We start from the raw sequence: 22440 nt of genomic DNA, 5'->3' as shown, positions 1-22440 counted from the left end.
CGGTTCGCGAGAACACCGATGATTGAATCTGCACATTTGAATGATGGTAAGATGCAGACTATATGATGGTGTGGTTTTCGATTTTAAATGGCGGTTTTGGTAAAAGATGGGCTTTAGCGACTTTATCACATTGTTTTTTCTCGTTGCGGCGGTGCTGATCTTCTTTCAGCTGCGTAGCGTTCTCGGCCGCCGAACGGGCAATGAGAAGCCGCCATTCGATCCCTATAGCCCGCGCGACGTCGCGAAAGGTCCCGTCACGGACGATAACAAGGTCGTGACCCTGCCGAAGCGCGGCGAGGCGGAGGATGAAAACCGCTTTGCCGAGGCGGATGCGCTTGCGCCCGTGGACTCCGCATTAAATGCTTCCCTCAGGGACGTGATGACCAAGGACCCGACGTTCCGCCCGAAGGAATTCCTCAACGGCGCACGCATGGCCTATGAAATGATTGTCATGGGTTTTGCCGACGGCGACCGCAAGACACTCAAGAACCTTCTGTCGAAGGACGTTTTTGACGGCTTCGATGCGGCCATTTCCGAGCGGGAAAGTCGTGGTGAGGTTGTTAAGTCCACCTTCGTGGGTATCGAAAAGGCCGATATCACCCAGGCGGCCGTTCGAGACTCGGAAGTGCAGATCACGCTGAGGCTGGTCAGCCAGCTGATTTCTGCCACGTATGACAAGGACGGCAAGCTGGTGGATGGCGATCCGGACGCGGTTGCGGAAGTGGATGACATCTGGACCTTCTCGCGTGACATTCGTTCGCGCGATCCGAACTGGAAGCTGATCGCTACCGAATCCGAGCAATGAGCACGCCTTTTTCAATCGACGAAGTGTCTTTCCGCGATCTGCCAGGGTGGCGGGAGGACGATCCCAGCGAGCTTTTTGCAGCTATGGGAACGATCCTGTCGCATCTGAGGAATGCGAAACCCTACAGGACCGGCGCGCTCGGCGTCACCGCTGGGGAACTGGTTTCACTTCTGGAAGCCGCCGAAGGCTTGGAAGCGGATAGCCCCGAACAGGCGCGCCACTTTTTCGAAACCAATTGCGTAGCCTTCAAGATTTCTCCTGCTCAGGGAAAGAGCGGTTTTGTTACCGCCTTTTACGAACCGGAACTGGAAGTGTCTTCCACACCGGACGAGATCTGGCGTTATCCGATCTATCGCAGGCCGCCGGAACTGGTGGATATCGGCGACGATAATCGTCCCACCGGTTTCGATCCGACCTATGCTTTTGGCAAAGAAGGCGAAGACGGGATTTCCTATTTTCCCGACCGTCGCGCCATGGATGAAGGATATCTGGAGGGCAGGGGTCTTGAGATCGCCTGGGCGAAATCGAAGGTCGATCTGTTTTTCGTCCACGTTCAGGGTGCTGCCCGTCTCCTGTTTCGCAATGGTGAGGTGAAACGCATTACCTATGCGGCAAAAGCCGGGCATCCGTTTTCGCCAATCGGCCGCTTGCTTCTGGATCGCGGCGAACTCGATCCAAAAACCGTCTCGATGCAGACGATCCGAAAATGGCTCGCCGATCATCCCGACGACGTGGATGGCGTGCTCTGGCATAACCGCTCCTATATTTTTTTCCGGGAAGCGGATGTTGCCAAAGACGATATGGGACCGATTGCCGCCGCCAAGGTGCCGCTGATCGCTGGCCGGGCGCTTGCGGTCGATAGGCTCATTCACACATTCGGTTTGCCCTTTTTCATCCATGCGCCGTCATTGACCCATCTGGATGATGGAAAACCATTCGCCCGGCTGATGCTGGCGCTCGATACGGGGTCGGCCATCGTCGGCCCGGCGCGCGGCGATATTTTCACCGGCTCCGGTTTCGAAGCCGGCGAACTTGCCGGTACGGTGCGCAACGACGCCGATTTTTATATACTGTTGCCGCATGCTGCTGCGGAAAGGTATCGGCGATGAAGGGCAGTCGAAAGCTTGGCAAGGAAGAACGCATCCTGTGGGGTAAGGTCGCAAGGACAGCGCGGCCGATCCCAGGCAGGCTGGAGGATTTGCTGGCTTTCGACGATGTAGAGGAAACCCCGGCCGAGCCGGTGGTTCCGCAAACCGGCAAGGGTCTCTTTCCGCGCATGCTCGCAGAGCCGGCGGAGGTGCCGCCCGCTTCGCCGGACAAGAAACCCCGAATTCATCAGCCGCTGGAAAAACCGGTCAAGCGCAAGCTCACCCGCGGCAGGCTGCCGCTGGAAGGGCGGATCGATCTGCACGGCATGTTCCAGAGCGAGGCCCATGCGGTTCTGCTCGACTTTCTGCTGCGCGCGCATGAACGGGGTCTGAGGCATGTGCTCGTCATCACCGGCAAGGGGCGCTCGATAGGCAGCGACGGCGCGTTGAAAAGAGCGGTGCCCATGTGGTTCTCCAAACCGGAATATCGCCATTTGATTTCCTCCTACGAGGATGCATCTGCCAATCATGGCGGCGACGGCGCGCTCTATGTGCGGCTGGCACGCCGGAAGGGTGACAAATCATGACGCCCTTTGCCGAGGCGGTGCGACAGCTTCGCGAACGCAAGGGCGTGACGCAGAAGGAAATGGCCGCCGCCATCGGCGTGTCGCCGGCCTATCTCTCGGCGCTGGAGCACGGCAAGCGTGGCAAGCCGAGCTTTGATCTCCTTCAGCGCATTGCCGGATATTTCAATATTATCTGGGACGAGGCGGAGGAATTGTTCTTTCTCGCCGGCTCGTCCGACCCGAAAGTGGTGATCGACACCATCGGTCTGCCACCACAATATACGGCTTTCGCCAATCGTCTGGCGCGGGATATTCGCAAGCTGCCGCCGAGTATGATAGAGGAACTGTCAGCGGTGCTGCAAAAAAGCCGTTCTTGCGATTGAAACCCCTCTATCCCCTGCTTTATGCAGCATCCGGAAGCATGCGGCCTTTGGGATTGGGTGTAGAATTTCTATAGTCGCATGTCGGATTTGAGTGATTCGCTGGCTTCAGGCCTTCTCACTGAAAACTTGGCCAGGAAAACTTTGGAAAGAGTACTTATGACCGAAACATCGTCAAGCGAAGTCGGCGCGAACACGGAATACGGAGCCGATTCGATCAAGGTCCTCAAGGGTCTTGATGCTGTGCGCAAACGGCCCGGCATGTATATCGGCGATACCGATGACGGTTCCGGCCTGCATCACATGGTCTACGAAGTGGTCGACAACGCCATCGATGAAGCACTCGCGGGCCACGCCGATCTGGTGACGGTGACGCTGAATGCCGATGGATCGGTGACGGTGACGGATAACGGACGCGGTATTCCGACTGACATCCATTCTTCCGAAGGCGTTTCCGCAGCCGAAGTCATCATGACCCAGCTGCATGCGGGCGGAAAATTCGACCAGAACTCCTACAAGGTTTCCGGCGGTCTGCACGGTGTGGGCGTTTCGGTGGTGAATGCGCTTTCCGTCTGGCTGAAGCTCAGAATCCGCCGCAATGGCAAGCTGCACGAAATCGGCTTCACCCATGGTGTCGCCGATGCGCCGCTCTCCGTCATTGGTGAATATGAAGGTCGCTCCGGCACGGAAGTCACTTTCCTCGCGAGCCCGCAGACCTTCACCATGACGGACTATGATTACGGCACGCTGGAGCATCGCCTGCGCGAACTGGCATTCCTGAATTCCGGCGTGCGCATCCTGCTCACCGACAAGCGCCATTCCGATATCAAGCAGGAAGAGCTGCTGTACGACGGCGGGCTTGAAGCCTTCGTCCGTTATCTGGACCGCGCCAAGAAGCCGCTGGTGGACAAGCCGGTCGCCATCCGTGGCGAAAAGGACGGCATCACGGTCGAGGTCGCGCTGTGGTGGAACGACAGCTACCATGAAAACGTGCTCTGCTTTACCAACAACATTCCCCAGCGCGACGGCGGCACCCATATGGCCGGTTTCCGTGCAGCGCTCACACGCCAGGTAACATCCTATGCCGAAACATCGGGCATCCTGAAAAAGGAAAAGGTGAGCCTGCAGGGTGAGGACTGCCGTGAAGGTCTGACGGCCATTCTCTCCGTCAAGGTTCCCGATCCAAAGTTTTCGTCGCAGACGAAGGACAAGCTCGTTTCGTCCGAAGTGCGCCCGGTTGTGGAAAGCCTCGTCAACGAGGCTCTCTCCACCTGGCTGGAAGAACATCCTTCCGACGCAAGGATCCTTGTCGGCAAGGTCGTGGAAGCGGCCGTCGCCCGCGAAGCCGCCCGCAAGGCGCGCGAACTGACGCGTCGCAAGGGTGCGCTCGATATCGCCTCTCTGCCCGGCAAGCTTGCCGACTGCTCCGAGCGCGATCCGGCGAAATCCGAACTCTTCCTCGTCGAGGGTGACTCCGCCGGCGGTTCGGCCAAGCAGGGCCGCTCGCGTGAAACCCAGGCCATCCTGCCGCTGCGCGGTAAGATCCTCAATGTCGAGCGCGCGCGTTTCGACAAGATGTTGTCCAGCCAGGAAATCGGCACGCTGATCACTGCGCTCGGCACGTCGATCGGCAAGGACGAGTTCAACGCCGACAAGCTGCGTTACCACAAGATCATCATCATGACGGACGCCGACGTCGACGGCGCCCATATCCGTACCCTGCTTTTGACCTTCTTCTTCCGCCAGATGCCGGAACTGATCGAGCGCGGCCATCTCTATATCGCCCAGCCACCGCTTTATAAGGTGACGCGCGGAAAGTCCGTACAGTACCTCAAGGATGAGAAGGCGCTGGAAGACTATCTGATCTCCATGGGCCTTGAAGAAGCATCGCTGACGCTTGGCTCCGGGGAAGTGCGCGTTGGCGCCGATCTTCGCGAGGTCATTCTTGACGCGGTGCGCATGCGCTCGCTGATTGATGGCCTGCATTCCCGCTACAGCCGCTCGATCGTGGAACAGGCCGCCATTGCCGGCGCGCTCAACCCCGAGCTTTCGGCCAATGCGGCGCGTGCCGAGGAAACGGTTGCCGAAGTTGCCCGCCGCCTCGACATGATCGCGGAAGAAACCGAACGTGGCTGGACCGGCACGGTGCTTGATGACGGCGGCCTGCGCTTCGAGCGCATGGTGCGCGGCGTCAAGGAAGTTTCGACGCTGGATATGGGTCTCATCGGTTCAGCCGATGCCCGTCATATCGATCAGCTCGCAGCCCGCACGCGCGACATCTACGTGACGCCGCCGGTTCTGCAACGCAAGGACGGCACCATGGAGCTGCCAGGTCCGCGTGCGCTTCTGGATGCGATTTTCGCCGCCGGCCGCAAGGGTCTTTCCATGCAGCGTTACAAGGGCCTCGGCGAAATGAATGCCGAACAGCTTTGGGAAACGACGCTTGACGCCAATGTCCGTTCGCTTCTGCAGGTCAAGGTCAACGATGCGACCGATGCCGACGGCCTGTTTGCCCGCCTGATGGGCGACGAGGTGGAACCGCGCCGTGACTTCATCCAGGAAAACGCCTTGAGCGTTGCCAACCTCGACATTTAATTCTGTGGGGCGTCTCACGTAACGATTCACGTGAAACGAAACTTTAACAAAAGGCCCGGCGGTTGTTTTCCGCCGGGCCTTTTTGTTGATATTGACGCTCGGATATCAATCGGCCTTGCCGGTGAAACGCCCCTTGAAAGCGACGTCCGAAAGGGGAAGGCGCTTGCTCGGCACTTCCCGTTCCGCCAGATCATCGGGAAGGACGGTCTTGTCGGTCAATGTGCCGATGGCAACCGCCGCCTCCACTTTATAGCCTTCTGGAACATCAAGCTTTTCCACGATCTGGTCTTTCAATATGCCGGCCATGCCATGGGCGTGGTAACCGAGCAGATGGGCCTGCATGGCGAGCGAAAACCATGCCGCACCGGCATCGAAGGAATGGGTCGCTGAAGGTTTTTTCTCGCCTTCTCGCGAAATATTGTGGTCGCGGGAAATGACGAAGAGCAGCACGGAGGCATTTTTTGCCCAGCGCTGGTTCCCCTCCATCAGAAGTTCCACGAAGAGCGGCCAGTCCTCGCTATCCTTGTGTGCATAGACAAATCGCCATGGCTGATGATTGGATGCCGAGGGCGCCCAATGCGCCGCATCGAGAATGGTCAGCAGATGCTCTTGCGGCATGGCATTGCCATCGAAGGCGCGGGGAGACCAGCGATCGAGGAAAAGGGGATCGACGGGATATTCTGATTGCCGGGAATTACTGTTCGTCACGGGCCATGTCCTTTTGATTGCCGGGAGGGAAAAGGTATTTTTCGAAAGTCGGAGCAGTCAAGGGGTGACAAGTATGAATGCATCGTTCATATATGCATCACCTTGTCAGACAACTGGGAGAGAGTTCCATGAAATTGATGCGCGTTGGCCAACCCGGCCAGGAAAAGCCTGCGATCCTCGACGCGGAAGGAAAAGTCCGCGATCTGTCCGCCCATGTGAAAGATATCGGCGGCGATGCCATCTCTCCAGAGGGCCTCAAGAAGATTGCTGCCATCGATCTTGGCACTCTTCCGGTCCTCAACGAAGAGCGCATCGGCGCCTGCGTTGCCGGAACGGGGAAATTCATCTGCATCGGCCTCAACTTCTCCGACCATGCTGCTGAAACGGGTGCAACCGTACCGCCGGAACCGGTCATTTTCATGAAGGCGACCTCGGCGATCGTCGGTCCGAATGATGATGTTGTCATTCCGCGCGGCTCCGAAAAGACCGACTGGGAAGTCGAGCTTGGTGTCGTCATCGGCAAGACGGCAAAATATGTTTCGGAAGCCGATGCTCTCGACTACGTCGCCGGTTATTGCGTCTCGCACGACGTTTCCGAACGCGCCTTCCAGACGGAGCGCGCCGGGCAGTGGACCAAGGGCAAGTCCTGCGACACCTTCGGCCCGATCGGCCCCTGGCTCGTCACGAAGGACGAAATCACCGATCCGCAGAACCTCGGCATGTGGCTGAAGGTGAATGGCCAGACAATGCAGGACGGTTCCAGCAAGACCATGGTTTACGGCGTTGCCCATGTCGTTTCCTATCTCAGCCAGTTCATGTCGCTGCATCCCGGTGACGTCATCTCCACCGGCACGCCTCCCGGCGTCGGCATGGGCCAGAAGCCGCCGCGTTATCTCAAGACCGGTGATGTCGTGGAACTCGGCATTGAAGGCCTCGGTTCCCAGAAGCAGACCTTCGTCGCCGACATCTGATTATCGACAAGCGTTCAACTGAAATTGAGGCGCCGGCGGGAAACCACCGGCGCCTTCGATTTTGTGCAGTTGCGAAAAGCTGCTATGGTCAAAAAAAGAGCGTGATCCGCGAGGGAGGCGTAATCAGTGTTCTACCACCTTTATGAAATGAACCATGCGGCGATGGTGCCCCTGCGCGCGGGTGCCGATATGATGCGCCAGGCCTGCAGCAATCCATTGAACCCGCTTTCCAGCACCGCCTTCGGGCGAAGCCTCGATGCGGGCTTTGAGGTGTTCGAGCGTCTGACACGCCGTTACGTCAAGCCGGAGTTCGGCCTTGGCACCACGACCGTTGATGGCGAGACGGTTGCCGTCACCGAAGAAATCGTCTGGTCGCGTCCCTTCTGCAACCTCGTTCATTTCAAAAAAGAATTTGATACGACCCGCAAAGCGGATCCGAAGGTGCTGCTGGTTGCGCCGATGTCCGGCCACTACGCCACATTGCTGCGGGGAACGGTGGAGGCGCTGCTGCCATCGGCGGATATATACATCACTGACTGGATCGATGCCCGCATGGTGCCGGTGACAGAAGGCACCTTCGATCTCGACGATTACATCAGCTATGTCATCGATATGCTGCGTGAGATTGGACCGGGTGCGCATGTGGTTGCCGTCTGTCAACCCTCGGTGCCGGTGCTCGCGGCCGTTTCCCTGATGGAAGCCGATGGGGATGGTTTCGCACCGGCATCCATGACGCTGATGGGGGGCCGATCGATACGCGCATCAATCCCACAGCCGTCAACGGCCTGGCCAAGGCCAAGCCCATCGAGTGGTTCCGCGATAACGTCGTCATGCAGGTACCGTGGCCGCAGCCTGCTTTCGGCAGGTCCGTTTATCCCGGCTTCCTGCAATTGTCCGGTTTCATGTCCATGAACCTCGACAAGCACATGACGGCGCATAAGGATTTCTACCTCAACCTCGTCAAGAACGATGGCGATTCCGCCGAGAAGCATCGCGATTTTTACGATGAATATCTGGCCGTCATGGATTTGACGGCGGAATTCTATCTGCAGACTGTCGAAACCGTTTTTATCGACCATGCGCTGCCGAAGGGAAACATGCAGCACAGGGGCAGGGCGGTTGATCCCGCTGCCATTCGAAATGTCGCCTTGTTTACCGTGGAAGGTGAGAATGACGATATCTCCGGTGTCGGCCAGACCAAGGCGGCCCATGATCTGTGCCGGAACATCCCGGATGAAAAGCGCGCCCATTATATGCAGCCCGATGTCGGCCATTACGGCGTTTTCAACGGGTCGCGGTTCCGCAAGGAAATCGTGCCGCGTATGGTGGAATTCATCGGCAAACACCAGACTGTCTAGCGCTGGAAGACAGGCGATGCCGCGCATTTGCGTGGCCAAGCCAGTGTCGAATCGGCTATGAACCATTCATGTTTTCGCTCCTCAGAAAATCCGTGAAGTCGCCGGCGCCAAAAAAGACCGCACCGAGCCAGCGCACCGTCGAGGTGGCCGGGCGTCACGTCCCCATCACGGTGAGGGAAAACCCGCGGGCCACGCGCATTACCTTGCGCATCGAACCCGGCGGTCGGGCACTGAAGCTGACGATCCCGCAGGGCCTGCACCACCGCCAGGTTGATGATTTCCTTGAAAGGCATCAGGGCTGGCTGGAAGGCAAGCTTTTGAAAATCGGCCCTGACGACGGTTTGGGTCATGGCGCGACCATCGATATTCGCGGCATATCCCACCGCATAGACCACACCGGCAGCCTGCGGGGCCTGACCCATATATCCCAGGACGCTGACGGCACGGCGGTTCTGAAAGTCAGCGGCGCGCCCGAGCATCTGCGCAGACGGGTGGCGACCTTTCTGAAAAAGGAAGCGAAGGCTGATCTGGAGAAGCTGGTTGCGTTCCATGCGCGTGCCGCCGGCCGACCTGTGCGGTCCATCAGCATGAAGGACACCCGCAGCCGCTGGGGCTCCTGTTCCCATGATGGAAATCTGAGCTTCTCATGGCGCATCGTCATGGCGCCGGAGAAGGTCATCGATTATCTCGCCGCCCACGAGGTTGCGCATCTGAGCGAAATGAACCACGGCCCGAAATTCTGGGCCCTGTGTGAAAAGCTCTGCCCGCATACTGACGAAGCCAAGGAATGGCTGAAACGCCATGGCTCCAAACTCCACGCCATCGATTTCGATTGAAAGTGGAGGCGTGGATCGCCATCTGGATTCACGTGAAACATTCCAGAGAAAACGGATGCGATTTGGCTCGACTCTTGTCGCATTTCATGTCAGGTCGCGGGTATGAAACCGGATATCAAGATTTGCGGATTGAAGACACCGGAAGCGCTGGAGCGCGCCGTCAGGCGCGGCGCCTCCCATGTCGGCTTTATTTTCTTTGAAAAAAGCCCGCGCAACATCGAGCCCGATATTGCCGGCAGGCTGGCGGAAGGTGCCCGTGGCGCCGCCAAGGTGGTTGCCGTCACCGTCAATGCCGATAATGACTATCTCGATGAAATCGTCGATCTCGTAAAACCGGACATCCTGCAGCTGCATGGCAATGAAAGCCCGGAGCGGCTGCTGAATATCAAGGCGCTGTATGGCCTGCCTGTCATGAAGGCGATTTCCATTCGCGATGCCGCTGATCTTGCCAAAATCGACCCTTATATCGGAATAGCCGACCGTTTTCTGCTGGACGCCAAGGCGCCCGCCGGTTCCGAGCTGCCGGGTGGCAACGGCGTCTCCTTCGACTGGACCATGCTGCGATCACTTGACGGAAGTGTGGATTACATGCTTTCCGGGGGATTGAACAAGGACAATGTCGCCGAGGCGCTGGCGGAGACCAGGGCAAGCGGACTAGATTTATCGTCCGGTGTGGAAAGCGCGCCGGGTGTCAAGGATCTGTCCATGATCGACGCATTTTTCGATGTGGTGAATGATTGGTCGAAAGGCCCAAAGGGAGCTTGAAGTGAACGACGCGCCAACACCCAATTCTTTTCGCGCTGGTCCCGATGAGGACGGACGTTTCGGCATTTACGGAGGTCGCTTCGTTGCCGAAACGCTGATGCCGCTCATTCTGGATTTGCAGGCGGAATGGGACAAGGCCAAGACCGATCCCGCGTTTCAGGCGGAACTCAAGCATCTCGGCGCTCACTATACCGGTCGTCCGAGCCCGCTTTATTTTGCGGAACGCCTGACGGCGGAACTTGGCGGCGCGAAGATCTATTTCAAGCGCGAAGAACTCAACCACACCGGTTCGCACAAGATCAACAATTGCCTTGGCCAGATCCTGCTTGCCAAGCGCATGGGCAAGACCCGCATCATCGCCGAAACCGGTGCCGGCCAGCACGGTGTTGCCTCTGCTACCGTGGCCGCGCGCTTCGGTTTGCCCTGCGTCGTTTATATGGGCGCGACGGATGTTGCCCGTCAGGCCCCGAATGTTTTCCGCATGAAGCTCCTCGGTGCTGAAGTGAAGCCGGTGACGGCCGGCCACGGCACCCTGAAGGATGCCATGAACGAGGCCCTGCGCGACTGGGTCACCAATGTCGACGATACCTATTACCTGATCGGCACCGCGGCCGGCCCGCATCCCTATCCGGAAATGGTTCGCGATTTCCAGGCCGTCATCGGTGAGGAAGCCAAGGCGCAGATGCTGGAGGCGGAAGGCCGCCTGCCGGATCTGGTCGTCGCGGCTGTCGGCGGCGGCTCTAATGCCATCGGCATCTTCCATCCTTTCCTTGACGACAAGAATGTCCGCATCGTTGGCGTCGAAGCCGGCGGCAAGGGCCTTTCGGGTGACGAGCATTGCGCTTCGATCACAGCCGGTTCGCCGGGCGTTCTGCATGGAAACCGCACATATCTGCTTCAGGACGAGGATGGCCAGATCAAGGAAGGCCATTCCATCTCCGCAGGTCTCGACTATCCCGGCATCGGCCCTGAACACTCCTGGCTGAACGATATCGGCCGCGTCGAATATGTACCGATCATGGACCATGAGGCGCTGGACGCCTTCCAGATGCTGACCCGCCTCGAAGGCATCATTCCCGCTCTGGAGCCAAGCCACGCACTGGCGGAAGTCATCAAGCGCGCGCCGACGATGGGCAAGGACGAAATCATCCTGATGAACCTCTCCGGTCGCGGCGACAAGGATGTCCACACCGTCAGCAAGTTCCTTGGAATGGATGTATAAGATCATGACTGCACGTATGGACAAGCGCTTCGCCGATCTGCGGGCGGAAAATCGCCCGGCCCTGATCACCTATTTCATGGGCGGCGACCCGGATTTCGAAACCTCGCTCGGCATCATGAAGGCCCTGCCGGAAGCAGGCGCCGATGTTATCGAGCTTGGAATGCCGTTTTCCGACCCGATGGCGGACGGCCCGGCGATCCAGCTGGCGGGACAGCGCGCGCTGAAAGGTGGCCAGACGCTGAAAACCACACTCGATCTCGCCCGCGAGTTCCGGAAGGGTGATGATGCGACCCCGATCGTGATGATGGGATATTACAATCCGATCTATATCTACGGTGTCGACAGGTTTCTGGATGATGCGTTGGCGGCCGGTGTCGATGGCCTGATCGTGGTCGATCTGCCGCCGGAAATGGATGATGAGCTCTGCGTGCCTGCCCTGGCGCGCGGCATCAATTTCATCCGTCTTGCCACGCCGACGACGGATGGCAAGCGCCTGCCTGCCGTTCTTAAAAATACCTCAGGTTTCGTTTATTACGTCTCGATGAACGGTATTACCGGCTCCGCACTTCCCGATCCCTCGTTGATCTCGGGCGCTGTCGGTCGTATCAAGGCGCATACGGAACTGCCAGTGTGCGTCGGTTTCGGTGTCAAGACGGCCGATCATGCCAAAGCGATCGGTGCCGTGGCGGATGGCGTGGTGGTCGGTTCGGCCATTGTCAACCAGATTGCGGGCAGCCTGACCAAGGACGGACAGGCGACCGCCGATACCGTGCCGGCCGTCACGACGCTGGTAAAAGGACTTTCAACGGGCGTGCGCGCGTCGCGCCTTGCCGCTGCGGAATAATCGCGCGGCCCAGTCAGGAGTAGTCAGTTGAACTGGATCACCAATTACGTACGGCCCCGGATCAATTCCATGCTTGGCCGCCGCCCGGAGGTTCCGGAGAACCTGTGGATCAAGTGCCCGGAAACGGGCGAGATGGTCTTCCACAAGGACCTCGAGGATAACAAGTGGGTCATCCCGGCTTCCGGTTACCACATGAAGATGCCGGCAAAGGCACGTCTCGTCGATCTTTTTGATGGCGGCGTGTATGAGGCCTTGCCGCAGCCCAAGGTGGCGCAGGATCCGCTGAAGTTCCGCGATTCCAAGAAATACACCGATCGCCTGCGCGACAGCCGCACGAAGACCGAGCAGGAAGATACGATCCTTGCCGGCGTTGGTCTTTTGAAGGGACTGAAGATCGTCGCCGTCGTGCATGAATTCCAGTTCATGGGCGGTTCTCTCGGCATTGCGGCGGGCGAAGCCATCGTCAAGGCATTCGAGCGCGCCATTTCCGAGCGTTGCCCGCTCGTCATGTTCCCGGCCTCCGGCGGCGCTCGCATGCAGGAAGGCATTCTCTCCCTGATGCAGCTGCCGCGCACCACGGTTGCGGTGAACATGCTGAAAGAGGCGGGCATGCCTTACATCGTGGTTCTTACGAACCCGACGACGGGTGGTGTCACGGCTTCCTACGCCATGCTGGGTGATGTGCATATCGCCGAGCCCGGTGCCGAAATCTGCTTTGCGGGCAAGCGCGTGATCGAGCAGACCATTCGCGAAAAGCTTCCTGAGGGCTTTCAGACATCGGAATACCTGTTCGAGCACGGTATGGTCGACATGGTGATCGACCGCCGCGAGATCCCCGATACGCTGGCCAGCCTTCTCAAGATCATGACGAAAGCGCCGGCGGAAGCAAATGCGGTCGTTCCGCTTGCGGCTTCGGCCTGACGAAAAATATCTCACCCGAAGGCGGCAAATCGCCTTCGGGTGATGTTATACGTTGCATGATTTCATTTCTGATGCGGCGGACAAAATGGCCAAGACAACGCCTGAAAGGCGGACAGAAGACATGACGAAGCCCGCAATCGGCGAGGCCGAACAGATCATCGAAGAGCTGATGCAGCTCCACCCCAAGGGGTTTGATCTTTCGCTGGATAGAATTTCCCGTCTTCTCGAAAAATTGGGTAGCCCTCAGAAAAGACTCCCACCGGTCATTCATGTCGCAGGCACTAACGGCAAGGGTTCGGTTACGGCCTTCTGCCGCGCATTATTGGAGGCGGCGGGCCTTTCCGTCCACGTGCACACCTCTCCACATCTCGTGAACTGGCACGAACGTTATCGGATCGGCGTTTCCGGCGAGAAGGGCCGTTATGTCGAGGATGCCGTCTTTGCGGATGCGCTGCGCCGTATTGAGGCTGCCAATGGAGGCCAGATGATAACGGTTTTCGAAATCCTGACCGCCGCGATGTTCGTGCTTTTTGCGGAGCAGCCCGCTGACGCCGCTGTCGTCGAAGTTGGGCTTGGCGGGCGCTTCGATGCGACCAATGTGATCAACAACCCGGCCGTTTGCGTTATCATGCCGATATCACTCGATCATCAGGCCTATCTTGGAGATCGGGTGGAACTGATTGCCGCTGAAAAGGCCGGCATCATGAAATCGGGTTCTCCAGTCGTCATCGGCCATCAGGAATATGATGCGGCGCTGGAAACGCTTGTTGCCACGGCGGAGCGTCTCGGTTGCCCTGTATCGGTCTATGGACAGGATTTTTCCGCCCATGAAGAATTTGGCCGCATGGTCTATCAGGATGAATTCGGCCTGACCGATGCGCCGCTGCCGCGGCTCCCCGGCCGCCACCAGCTTGCCAATGCCGCTGCCGCGATCCGCGCCGTCAAGGCGGCCGGTTTCGAGGTGACGGAGCGGATGATCGAAAAGGCCATGACGACAGTGGAGTGGCCCGGCCGTCTTCAGCGCGTCCTGACCGGCAAAATCGCCGACATGGCCCCGAAGGATGCGGAGATCTGGATCGATGGCGGCCACAACCCGGGTGCCGGCGAAGTTATCGCTGAAGCCATGGCGGGGTTTGAGGACAAGACGCCACGTCCGCTGTTCATCATTGCGGGCATGATCAATACCAAGGATCCAGTGGGCTATTTCAAGGCTTTTGCGGATATCGCCGAATATGTCTTCACCGTACCGATCGGCGGTACCGATGCGGCGATCGACCCCGTTGTACTTGCCCATGCGGCCTTTGATGCCGGTCTGGTGGCAGCGCCTACATCTTCCCTTACCGAAGCGCTGGACGAATTGTCACGCCGCTTCGATCCCGAAGGGCCGGCGCCGCGTATCCTGATCGGCGGTTCGCTTTACCTTGCCGGAAATGCGCTTGCCTTGAATGGCACCATTCCCCAATAAAAAAGCCCGGCATCGCTGCCGGGCTTTTCTTATTCCATCAAAAATCGCTTATGCGGCGCCGGAAATCCAGGCGGAAAGCGCTGTCTTGGGAGCAGCACCAACCTTGATATCGGCCACTTCGCCGCCCTTGAAAATGGCGAGCGTCGGAATCGAGCGAACGCCGAACTTGGCGGCCAGTTCCGGGTTCTCGTCGATGTTGAGCTTTGCAACCTTGACCTTGCCGGCAAGCTCCGAAGAAATCTCTTCAAGGCTCGGGGCGATCATCTTGCAAGGGCCACACCATTCGGCCCAGAAATCCACCACGACTGGTTCGGCGGATTCGAGGACTTCGGACTGGAAGTTGGCGGCATCGACTTTTACGGTAGCCATATCTGGCTCTCCTTTCAGCTAAACTTTTCCGCTATGATGTGATGCGGGCGCGGCGAAATTTCAATGCCCCGGTATCTCACTTTGTCTTTATTGCGGCAAGGGCCTGCTTCATCGCATCGTCGTCAACTGTCACAAAAGCGGCATTTTCCGTGTAGATCAGCGCGCAGACGAATTTCTTGCCGGGATAAAGCGGTGCGAGAATTTCCCGATAAATCGCAAGCTGCGCCGTGTGGGAAAAGGGTATTTCGCGCGCCTCACGCGGCGGAACGCGGTTCGTCTTGTAATCGACCAGAATGACGCGGTCGCCATCCACCGCCAGCCGGTCTATACGGCCTGAAACAGCATATTGCTGCCTGCCGATCGTCATGGTTCCCATGATGGAAACTTCCGCACGACTGTTGGCTGAAAATGCCGGCTGCACCGCCGGTTCGGACATCACCCGCAGGACGGCCCGTATCAGGTGTTCGCGTTCATTGGGCGGCCAGAAACGGGCAGCGCGTTCCGCATAGCGGCGGGCCGCCTCTTCCCGCTCACTCTCGGTAAAATCCGGAAGGGCCTGCAGCATGCGATGCACCAGCCGGCCGCGTTGCAGCGCCAGTGAGGATGCATCGGCTTTTTCGCCGAACAGCGGTGAACGAACGGCCAGATCGTCCGCGCCGTCATCGATGATGGTGCCCGCGCCGGAAGGGCTGAGCGGTCTCGGCAGGGAGGGTAGGGCAGGCAAGGGGCCGAGAAGTCCCGCCGGAAGGGCATATTCTTCCTGCTGCTGCGGTTCGGTCAGTCTTTGCGGGGCGGGTGTCGGGCGGGCCTCGGACTTGCGCCAGACCAGCCCCTGCCATTCCTCGCCGTCGGCCGCAAACAGTTGCGGCTGCGAGTGTTTTTCATTGTCGGCAAGTGCTGCCTTGACGATGGCATGCCAGCATTCTGGATTTTCCCTCTGGCCGCGATAACCACAAACGACCAGATGATCGGCAGCGCGTGTCATCGCTACATAAAGCAGCCGGCGATATTCATCTTCGGCGGCCGTCTTCAGGCGGTCCTCGTCAGCGCGAATGAGATGATTGGAAAAACCGCTGCCTGGCAGCCAGACGGGGAAGGCGTCGCCGTCCGCTTCCACGAAGCGCAGTTTCGGCACATGGCTGTGGTTGAAGGCTTTTGATCCGCCATCAACGACGAAAACAACCGGCGCTTCAAGACCCTTGGAGGCATGCACGGTCATGATGCGCACTTCGCCGCGATCCTTGTCCTGTTCGCGCTTCACCTCCGGCGAATCCGTTTCCAGAACGGAAAGGAAGGCCTGCAGGCCGGGCAGGCCTGTCCTCTCATGGTCAAGCGCAAAGGACAGGAACTCGTCCAGAACATCGCTCGCCTCGTTGCCGAGACGGCCCAGGAACTTCTTGCGACCGTCATGCAGGGTCAGAACCGCGGCAAAGAAATCATGCACGGTTGCCGTTTTTGAAAGCGCGATGAAGTTTTTGAGTTTGCTGACCACTGCGGAAAAGCGGCTGCTCTCATCCTGCGAAAGTGTCTGCAATCTCTGCCACACGCTCTCCATATCGGATCGCGAGGCAGCCGCATCGAAAACATCATCTTCGGTGAGATTGAAAATAGGGCTTTTCAAAAGTGCTGCCAGCGAAAGATCATCCTCGGGCAGCACGACAAAACGGCCAAGCGCCAGAAGATCCTGGACGGCGATGTGGTCGGTCAGGCGAAGACGGTCGGCACCGGCAACGGGAATGTTCTTGCGTCGTTTCAGCTCGCGCGTCAGCGCGTTGACGAAGGCGTGGCGTTTTCTGACCAAGACCAGAATGTCGCCCGGTTCGACGGCGCGTTCCACGCCCTTTTCGATGATGGTCTGGGTCCCGATCATCCCGGCGATGCGCGCGGCGATCCGGCGGGCAACGATGGTGGCCGGCGCGCTTTCCCGAAGTGCATCGAAAGGTGCTGTCCAGTCCTCTTCGTCCTCGGCGGTTTCCGGCGCAACCATATCCCAGACTTCCACCGTGCCGGGTGGCCGGCGCGGTTGGAACGGTGTTCGACAGGCTCGTTATCGGCGCTGAGGCCACTGGCATTTTTGGGGTCGGAAAAGACCTGATCGACGGCGGCCAGCACATCTTCCGTGGAACGGAAGGACAGTGGCAGGCGGATGCGGTGAAACGCCTGCTCGACCGAATCGACGCGTCTTTTTGTCTCGTCGCGCTCCTGGGAGAACCGCTCCGGCCTTGCGCCCTGAAACGAATAGATCGACTGCTTTTCGTCACCCACTGCAAAAAGCGTGCGCCGGCCTAGGCGGGCACTCTCGCCGGTGAAGAAATCCGCCGCCAGCGACTGGATGATCGACCATTGCACCGGGCTCGTATCCTGCGCCTCATCGACGAGAATATGGTCTATGCCCTGGTCCAGCTTGTAATGCACCCAGGCACCCGCCGTATCGCGGTTGAGGAGGTTGGCGGCGCGTTCGATCAGGTCTTCGAAATCGAGCTGGCTTCGCTGCTTTTTCAGATCCTCGAAATCGCCGATCAACCGCTCGGCCAGAACAAGCGCACATTTCGTCGCCTCCAGCATCCGCACCAGACGATAGCGGTTGCGGCAGGCAACGACATGGTCCCGCGCAAGCGTCAGTGCGTCGAGGAGATCAGGTGCCGATTTCTGCATGCCTTTGTTGATGACATAGGCATCGGATTTTTTCTCGCCCTTGGCCGTCAACAGCGCGGCCTCGATGAATTCCATGCGCCGCACGGAATCCGTCTGCCGTTTCGCTTCCCGCAGGGCATAAGCGACGTCGATGACGCGCGATCCGCCCACTTCGTCAGCAAGCGTGAGATATGTATCGAGGGAAAGCCCGAAGAGGCCGGGCAGGGGCCAGAAGGCCGCCGCTGCCGTCTCTTCTGTTTCACCCGCTTCAATCTGCATTGCCTGCCGCAATTGGGCATCGATGCCATCAGCCTGTTTTGCCTCAATCAAAAAGGCGCGAAGGGCGCTGCGATTGGCGATGATGGCGGTCAGAAGCGATTCAAGCCCGCTTTCATCTGCCAGATCAAGCACATAGGCGAGAGACTGCGCGAGATCAGTGTCTCCCTCCGTCGAAACAGCCGTTAGGAGCGAACGGCGCGCCTCGGCCAGCAGGGTGGTTGCGGCACGGTCATCAAGAACCGAGAAATGGCCGGCGACATTGGCCTCCAGCGGGAACTGATGCAGCAGCGCTTCACAGAAGGCGTGGATCGTCTGGATTTTCAGCCCGCCCGGCGTTTCGAGCGCCTTGGCGAACAGCCGCCGCGCTTCAGCAAGCTTGATGCGATCCGGTACCTTGCCTTCGATGGCGGCAATGCGGTCCTTAAGATCATTATCCGGCAATGTAGCCCATTCCGCCAGGCGGTCGAAAACGCGGCTCGACATTTCAGAAGCCGCCGCCTTGGTATAGGTGAGGCACAAAATCGCGGAGGGTCGGCATCCGGCCAGAAGCAGGCGGATGACGCGCTGGGTCAGAACATGGGTCTTGCCGGATCCAGCATTGGCCGAAACCCAGGCGGAGCTAGCCGGATCAGAGGCGAGCCGCTGCCGGTCGCTCGTCCAGTCGATCCAGCTTTGAGGGGTATCCGTGGCGGGCCCGTGATCGATAGGGTCAATCATCATCGCCGTCTCCCGGTTCCGCCGTCGACCATTCCGAAACCCGGGCGAGGTGGTCATATTCCCCGCCATAGGATTGCTGCTCCTCCGGCACCAGCCGTGAGGCAAAGCCATTCTCGCCATCACGCAGCGAACGCACGAATTTGGCCAGCTGGTCGATGGATTCGGTTGCCAGTTCGATTGCCGATTTCGGCGCTTTCTTGCCGCTCCGGTTGGAATGTTCGTTATTCACCTGGTCGGCAAAAAAACGCTCACCCGGCCGCAGGCGCACATAGATGAGGTTTTCCGGCGTGTGCGAACCCGCCTCGCGAAAGGCGCCGCGCATCAGCGCTGCCGCTTCGAGCGCAAGCTGCGGGTCAAGCAGCGCGCGCGCCTGATTGACTGACGGCGCGAGCCCCGTCTTGTAATCGATAATATCCGCCTGACCGCTGGTCTTGATGTCGATACGGTCGGCGATACCAGTCAGCCTTATGCCCGCCTCGGGATTTCCTGTCCGGCGCGGGCTTCGAAGAAGCTGCGGCGGATGGATGGATGTCGTTCCTTCTCCCAGTCGATAAAGGCGCGCGCCACCGCCTCGAATCGCGGGCGCCAGATGACATCGACATGCAAGGGAAGATCTTGCGCATCGAAACTTTCATCCAGAATGCGCTGCATGGCCTCAAGCGATGCCGGCGTGCCCGGAATATGTCCCTCGCGTGAATAACGTTCGATGATTGCGTGATAGAGCGTACCGCGGTCGGCCGCGTTGGGGTCGCGATTGAACGGGTGGAGAGGATCGAGCCGCAGGATGCGCCGCGCATAGATCGAATAGGGATCGCGGCGCAGCCTGCCCACTTCGCTGAAAGAATAGCTTTTCGGATGTAGCTCGGCAGGCGGCTTCGGGGCAGGGCGTTTTGCCGCTTCCTGGTCGATGCTCGCGTCCATCAGACCCGCCCAGTGGCGATAGGTCTCGCCACGCTTCTTCAGCTGGTCGGCGAAATCCTCGCCGCCGAGTGCCAGCAATCGCTGCAGCCAGCGCGATGCGACGGCGGGTGTCGAACCTTGCCGGAGCGCCCGGCTGTAAAAAATCTGCCGAGTGCCGTTCGCCATCTCGAAATCATGCGCCAGTTGGCCGATCCGCCTCTCCGGCGGCTCCAGGCCGATCGCGGTCTTCATGTTGCGGGATAAAAACGGATTGTTTGCCGTCTGGCCCGGCCAAAGCCCTTCGTTGAGGCCGCCGATCACCACGGTGTCGACGCTCTGCAAACGCGCTTCGAGCGCGCCGAAGATGAAAATTCGTGGATGGCGCATGGATCGCGGTTTGATCGATTCGCCGGCCACCAGTGCCGCGAAGATATCGGCCCATTGCGGACCGTCAGCATCGAGGATTTCGCCGCTTTCCATCAATTCGCCGAACAGGCCGGAAAGCTTGTCGCCTGCCTCGCCGGACCAGAGCGCGGCAAGATCATTGTTTTCATCGGCGCAAATGGCTTCGATCACCCGGCCGGTCCGCTCTGCCCAATCGGAAAGCGGTAGTTTGTCCGTGAAAGACCGGCCCGACCTGTCGCGTCGAACGAATGCAGCACCGAGCGGCTCTGTCGAAACGGCGATCCGACGCGCCAGATCGCGTGCGGCCTCCACGCTTCCCTCCGGCAGTGCCAGCCGCCAGGCAGGCGGGTGCCGATCATCGCGCTGCGCCACGAGTTGCGCATCGAGAACCGCCTCCAGATTGCCGATTTCAGTTTCGACGCGGCCGCCTCTGAGTGCGATCAACTCCAGCCCTTTAGATGCCGTCGTGAATGCTTCCTCAGAAAGCCCGAAACGGCTGAGCGGATGTTTCAGAAGGGAAATGACCGGCACCGGATCTCCGGGCCTGAGGATCGCTTCCAGCGCCAGTTGCGTCAGCCCCGCCTGTGGCGTGGCGGATAATGGCGTGCCGGCTGAGTCATCGGCTTCGATACCGAAGCGCTGCAGTTCCGTCGCAACGCGCCGCGCCAGTCCTCGGTCGGGCGTGATCAGCGCTGCCTGAGACGGGCGCCCGGCACCCGGCGCTTCGAGCGCCAGCCGCAGCGCCACCGCGATTGCGGTTGCCTCTTCCCGCTCATTGGCAGCTTCTATCAGGGTCGCCGCTGCGAAAGCATCGTCGAAAAATCCGGGCGGTTTCTCCTCACGCCAACGGTTCCAGTCGCTGGTGGATTTGGCCGGCGCGAGTGCCGCTGAAAACACCGCCGCGCGTTTTTCGAGATCACTGTCGACAGCGCCGATCTGAACGACATCGTCGCGCATGATGCCGAGCTTCTGCAAGAGCATGTAAAGCCCATATTGCGAATGGGTGCGGCTGGAAGGGTCGGTGGGGTCCTCGGCAATCGCCTCCCATTGCTCCTCCGGCATCGAAAGATCGAGACCCGGAAGCACGACGACGCCCTGCGGCAGGGAGGCAACGGAGGCGATGAGGTCAGCTGCCGCCGGAATGGAGCCCGTGGAGCCCGCAACGATGATCGGCCCGGTATCCGGCAGATTGGCAAGCCGGTTGGCCTCCGCCCGCAGGATGCCGTTTCGATGCCGGCCTGCGGAGGTGCGGTTGAGCTCGGCGAGACGGGCAGGCCAGAAGATGCTGGCGATCTTCAGGAAATCCGCCGTCAGCTGCCACCATTGGGCGTGATCGCCGGTATCGAGATGCTGAAGAGCTTCCCATTCCTTTTCTTCGGTATCCATCGCATCAATCACCTCGCCAAGCGCACGCGCCAGCCATATGGCGTCGGCGGGACTGGCGGGGGCGACGAGCGGTGAATCCGAATGGATCGCCCTGATGGCGTCCGGCAGGCTGTTGCGCCATGCCAGAATGAGGCGCGCCAGCTCGATCAGCCTGCCGGTGCCGGAGATCGGCGGCGCCAGATCCATGATCTCGGGATTTTCAATTTCGAAGAAGCCGCTGTCGTCATCCGTTTCGCCGAGCGGCCGGATGAGCGGCAGAATGGCGGATCGGCCACCCAGAAGATCGACGAATTCGGAGCGCAGCACGCGGGCGGAGCGCCGGGTCGGCACATAGATCGTCACCTTGGCGAGCGAAAGCGGATCGGCCGGGTCATATTGATAGCCGGATGTCAGTGTCCCGTCACACAGCGTTTCCGCGAGCGTCTTGAGGAACGGTGTTCCCGCGGCGATCGTCAGGACGCGCTTTGCGTGGTGGGTCAAAGTCATGCAGAGCGCTTTTCCCTGTATTGCCGGATAATGCTTTCGGCGTCTTCTATCGCATCGGGCGTGCCGACGGTGATCCAGTGGCCATCCAGTGGGAGCCCGAAAAGCCGGTCTTTTTCGATGGCGCGGTCAAAATAGATATTAAGATTGAAGGCATCCGTCGGCGCATCGTCAAGCAGGCGCGAATCCATGGCGATCGCCCCGGCATAAACCACCGGGTTCGGATCACCGTCGCGATAACGCGCCAGTTTGCCACTGGCAGAGAGTTTGAAATCCCTCTTGCCGTTATGTCCGGTTGTGCGGTCCATGTCGACGCAGAGCAGCGCCATATCCATGTGCGTGGCATCGAAGAATTGCGCAAGCTTGCGCAGATTGCTGACGGCATTCAGCTGCTCGCCAATCCAGAAAAGATCGGCGTTCATGACGAAGACGGGACCGGGCTCCAGAAGTTTCAGGCCCTTGGCAAGCCCGCCACCGGAATTCATCAGCTGCGACCGCTCGTCGGAAATCAGGATCTCGGCATCCGAGCGGGTTTCAAGGTGGGCGATCATCTGTTCGGCATGGTGATGCACATTGACGACGATCCTCTCGGCCCCGGCTTCGACAAGGGCATCGAGCGCGTAGTCGATCATCGGCTTGCCGGCGATCTTGACGAGCGGCTTCGGTATCGTATCCGTGATCGGGCGCATCCGCGTGCCGAGCCCTGCGGCAAGCACCATCGCGTTCTTGATCGTCATCGTGGT

15 protein-coding genes and 3 pseudogenes are annotated in these 22440 nt (G+C 59.4%); 13 read left to right on the top strand and 5 right to left on the bottom strand.

Translation table 11 applies throughout. The features are described 5' to 3' along the window. The first annotated feature begins 106 nt into the window (after positions 1-106). From G3A56_RS11580 to gyrB, 5 genes are all read left to right on the top strand, one after another. Positions 107-805, top strand: coding sequence for a Tim44/TimA family putative adaptor protein (locus G3A56_RS11580; RefSeq protein WP_137038410.1), 699 nt, complete (start codon positions 107-109; stop codon positions 803-805). Further along, positions 802-1914, top strand: coding sequence for a murein transglycosylase A (gene mltA / locus G3A56_RS11575; RefSeq protein WP_082183296.1), 1113 nt, complete (start codon positions 802-804; stop codon positions 1912-1914). The genes G3A56_RS11580 and mltA overlap by 4 nt, the downstream gene beginning before the upstream one ends. Then, positions 1911-2480 carry a Smr/MutS family protein gene (locus G3A56_RS11570; protein WP_003492810.1) on the top strand — a complete coding sequence of 190 codons (570 nt, stop codon included), beginning with the start codon at positions 1911-1913 and terminating at the stop codon, positions 2478-2480. The genes mltA and G3A56_RS11570 overlap by 4 nt, the downstream gene beginning before the upstream one ends. Further along, positions 2477-2842: a helix-turn-helix domain-containing protein gene (locus G3A56_RS11565; protein WP_003492812.1), complete on the top strand. Its 366-nt coding sequence runs from the start codon at positions 2477-2479 to the stop codon at positions 2840-2842. The genes G3A56_RS11570 and G3A56_RS11565 overlap by 4 nt, the downstream gene beginning before the upstream one ends. A gap of 156 nt (positions 2843-2998) precedes the next feature. Beyond that, complete coding sequence (gyrB, locus tag G3A56_RS11560) at positions 2999-5434, top strand: DNA topoisomerase (ATP-hydrolyzing) subunit B (RefSeq protein ID WP_003492814.1); 2436 nt, start codon at positions 2999-3001, stop codon at positions 5432-5434. A gap of 105 nt (positions 5435-5539) precedes the next feature. On the opposite strand, the gene G3A56_RS11555 is transcribed toward gyrB, so the two are convergent. After that, positions 5540-6142 (bottom strand): nitroreductase family protein, encoded by a 603-nt coding sequence (locus G3A56_RS11555; RefSeq protein WP_003492816.1) that lies wholly within the window; start codon positions 6140-6142, stop codon positions 5540-5542. 128 nt (positions 6143-6270) lie between these two features. On the opposite strand from G3A56_RS11555, the gene G3A56_RS11550 reads away from it, so the two are divergent. The 8 genes and pseudogenes from G3A56_RS11550 (at position 6271) to G3A56_RS11515 (ending at position 14524) form a co-directional block, all read left to right on the top strand. Continuing rightward, complete coding sequence (locus G3A56_RS11550; protein WP_003492817.1) at positions 6271-7113, top strand: fumarylacetoacetate hydrolase family protein; 843 nt, start codon at positions 6271-6273, stop codon at positions 7111-7113. Positions 7114-7239: 126 nt separating this feature from the next. Then, positions 7240-8471 (top strand): annotated as a pseudogene (locus G3A56_RS11545) (polyhydroxyalkanoate depolymerase). Between the two features lie 68 nt (positions 8472-8539). Then, positions 8540-9307 (top strand): M48 family metallopeptidase, encoded by a 768-nt coding sequence (locus G3A56_RS11540; RefSeq protein ID WP_082183297.1) that lies wholly within the window; start codon positions 8540-8542, stop codon positions 9305-9307. Positions 9308-9409: 102 nt separating this feature from the next. Beyond that, complete coding sequence (locus G3A56_RS11535) at positions 9410-10072, top strand: phosphoribosylanthranilate isomerase (protein WP_082183298.1); 663 nt, start codon at positions 9410-9412, stop codon at positions 10070-10072. A gap of 1 nt (position 10073) precedes the next feature. After that, a complete protein-coding gene (gene trpB / locus G3A56_RS11530) occupies positions 10074-11294 on the top strand; it encodes a tryptophan synthase subunit beta (protein WP_035241306.1) in 1221 nt (406 codons plus the stop codon). Between the two features lie 4 nt (positions 11295-11298). Next, positions 11299-12138: a tryptophan synthase subunit alpha gene (gene trpA / locus G3A56_RS11525; protein ID WP_035241931.1), complete on the top strand. Its 840-nt coding sequence runs from the start codon at positions 11299-11301 to the stop codon at positions 12136-12138. Between the two features lie 27 nt (positions 12139-12165). Beyond that, entirely contained in the window at positions 12166-13059 is an 894-nt protein-coding gene (gene accD, locus G3A56_RS11520; protein WP_045020492.1) for an acetyl-CoA carboxylase, carboxyltransferase subunit beta, read from the top strand. A gap of 85 nt (positions 13060-13144) precedes the next feature. Continuing rightward, positions 13145-14524: a bifunctional folylpolyglutamate synthase/dihydrofolate synthase gene (locus G3A56_RS11515; protein WP_175414382.1), complete on the top strand. Its 1380-nt coding sequence runs from the start codon at positions 13145-13147 to the stop codon at positions 14522-14524. A 48-nt stretch (positions 14525-14572) separates the two neighbouring features. On the opposite strand, the gene trxA is transcribed toward G3A56_RS11515, so the two are convergent. The 4 genes and pseudogenes from trxA to G3A56_RS11495 form a co-directional block, all read right to left on the bottom strand. Continuing rightward, the gene (gene trxA, locus G3A56_RS11510; protein ID WP_082183299.1) at positions 14573-14893 is read right to left on the bottom strand and encodes a thioredoxin; all 321 of its coding nucleotides are present in this window, start codon (positions 14891-14893) and stop codon (positions 14573-14575) included. Positions 14894-14969: 76 nt separating this feature from the next. Further along, positions 14970-18526: pseudogene (addA, locus tag G3A56_RS11505) on the bottom strand (double-strand break repair helicase AddA). Next, a pseudogene (addB, locus tag G3A56_RS11500) lies at positions 18516-21700 on the bottom strand (double-strand break repair protein AddB). Before addB ends, addA begins: the two co-directional pseudogenes overlap by 11 nt. After that, positions 21697-22434: a nucleotidyltransferase family protein gene (locus tag G3A56_RS11495; RefSeq protein WP_082183307.1), complete on the bottom strand. Its 738-nt coding sequence runs from the start codon at positions 22432-22434 to the stop codon at positions 21697-21699. Before G3A56_RS11495 ends, addB begins: the two are co-directional and overlap by 4 nt. Positions 22435-22440: the final 6 nt, after the last annotated feature.

Source organism: Rhizobium oryzihabitans (assembly GCF_010669145.1).
In the GTDB taxonomy this organism is placed as follows: Bacteria; Pseudomonadota; Alphaproteobacteria; order Rhizobiales; family Rhizobiaceae; genus Agrobacterium; species Agrobacterium oryzihabitans.
Note: the sequence above shows the minus strand (reverse complement) of the source record. Positions and strands in the feature narration are given on the sequence as shown.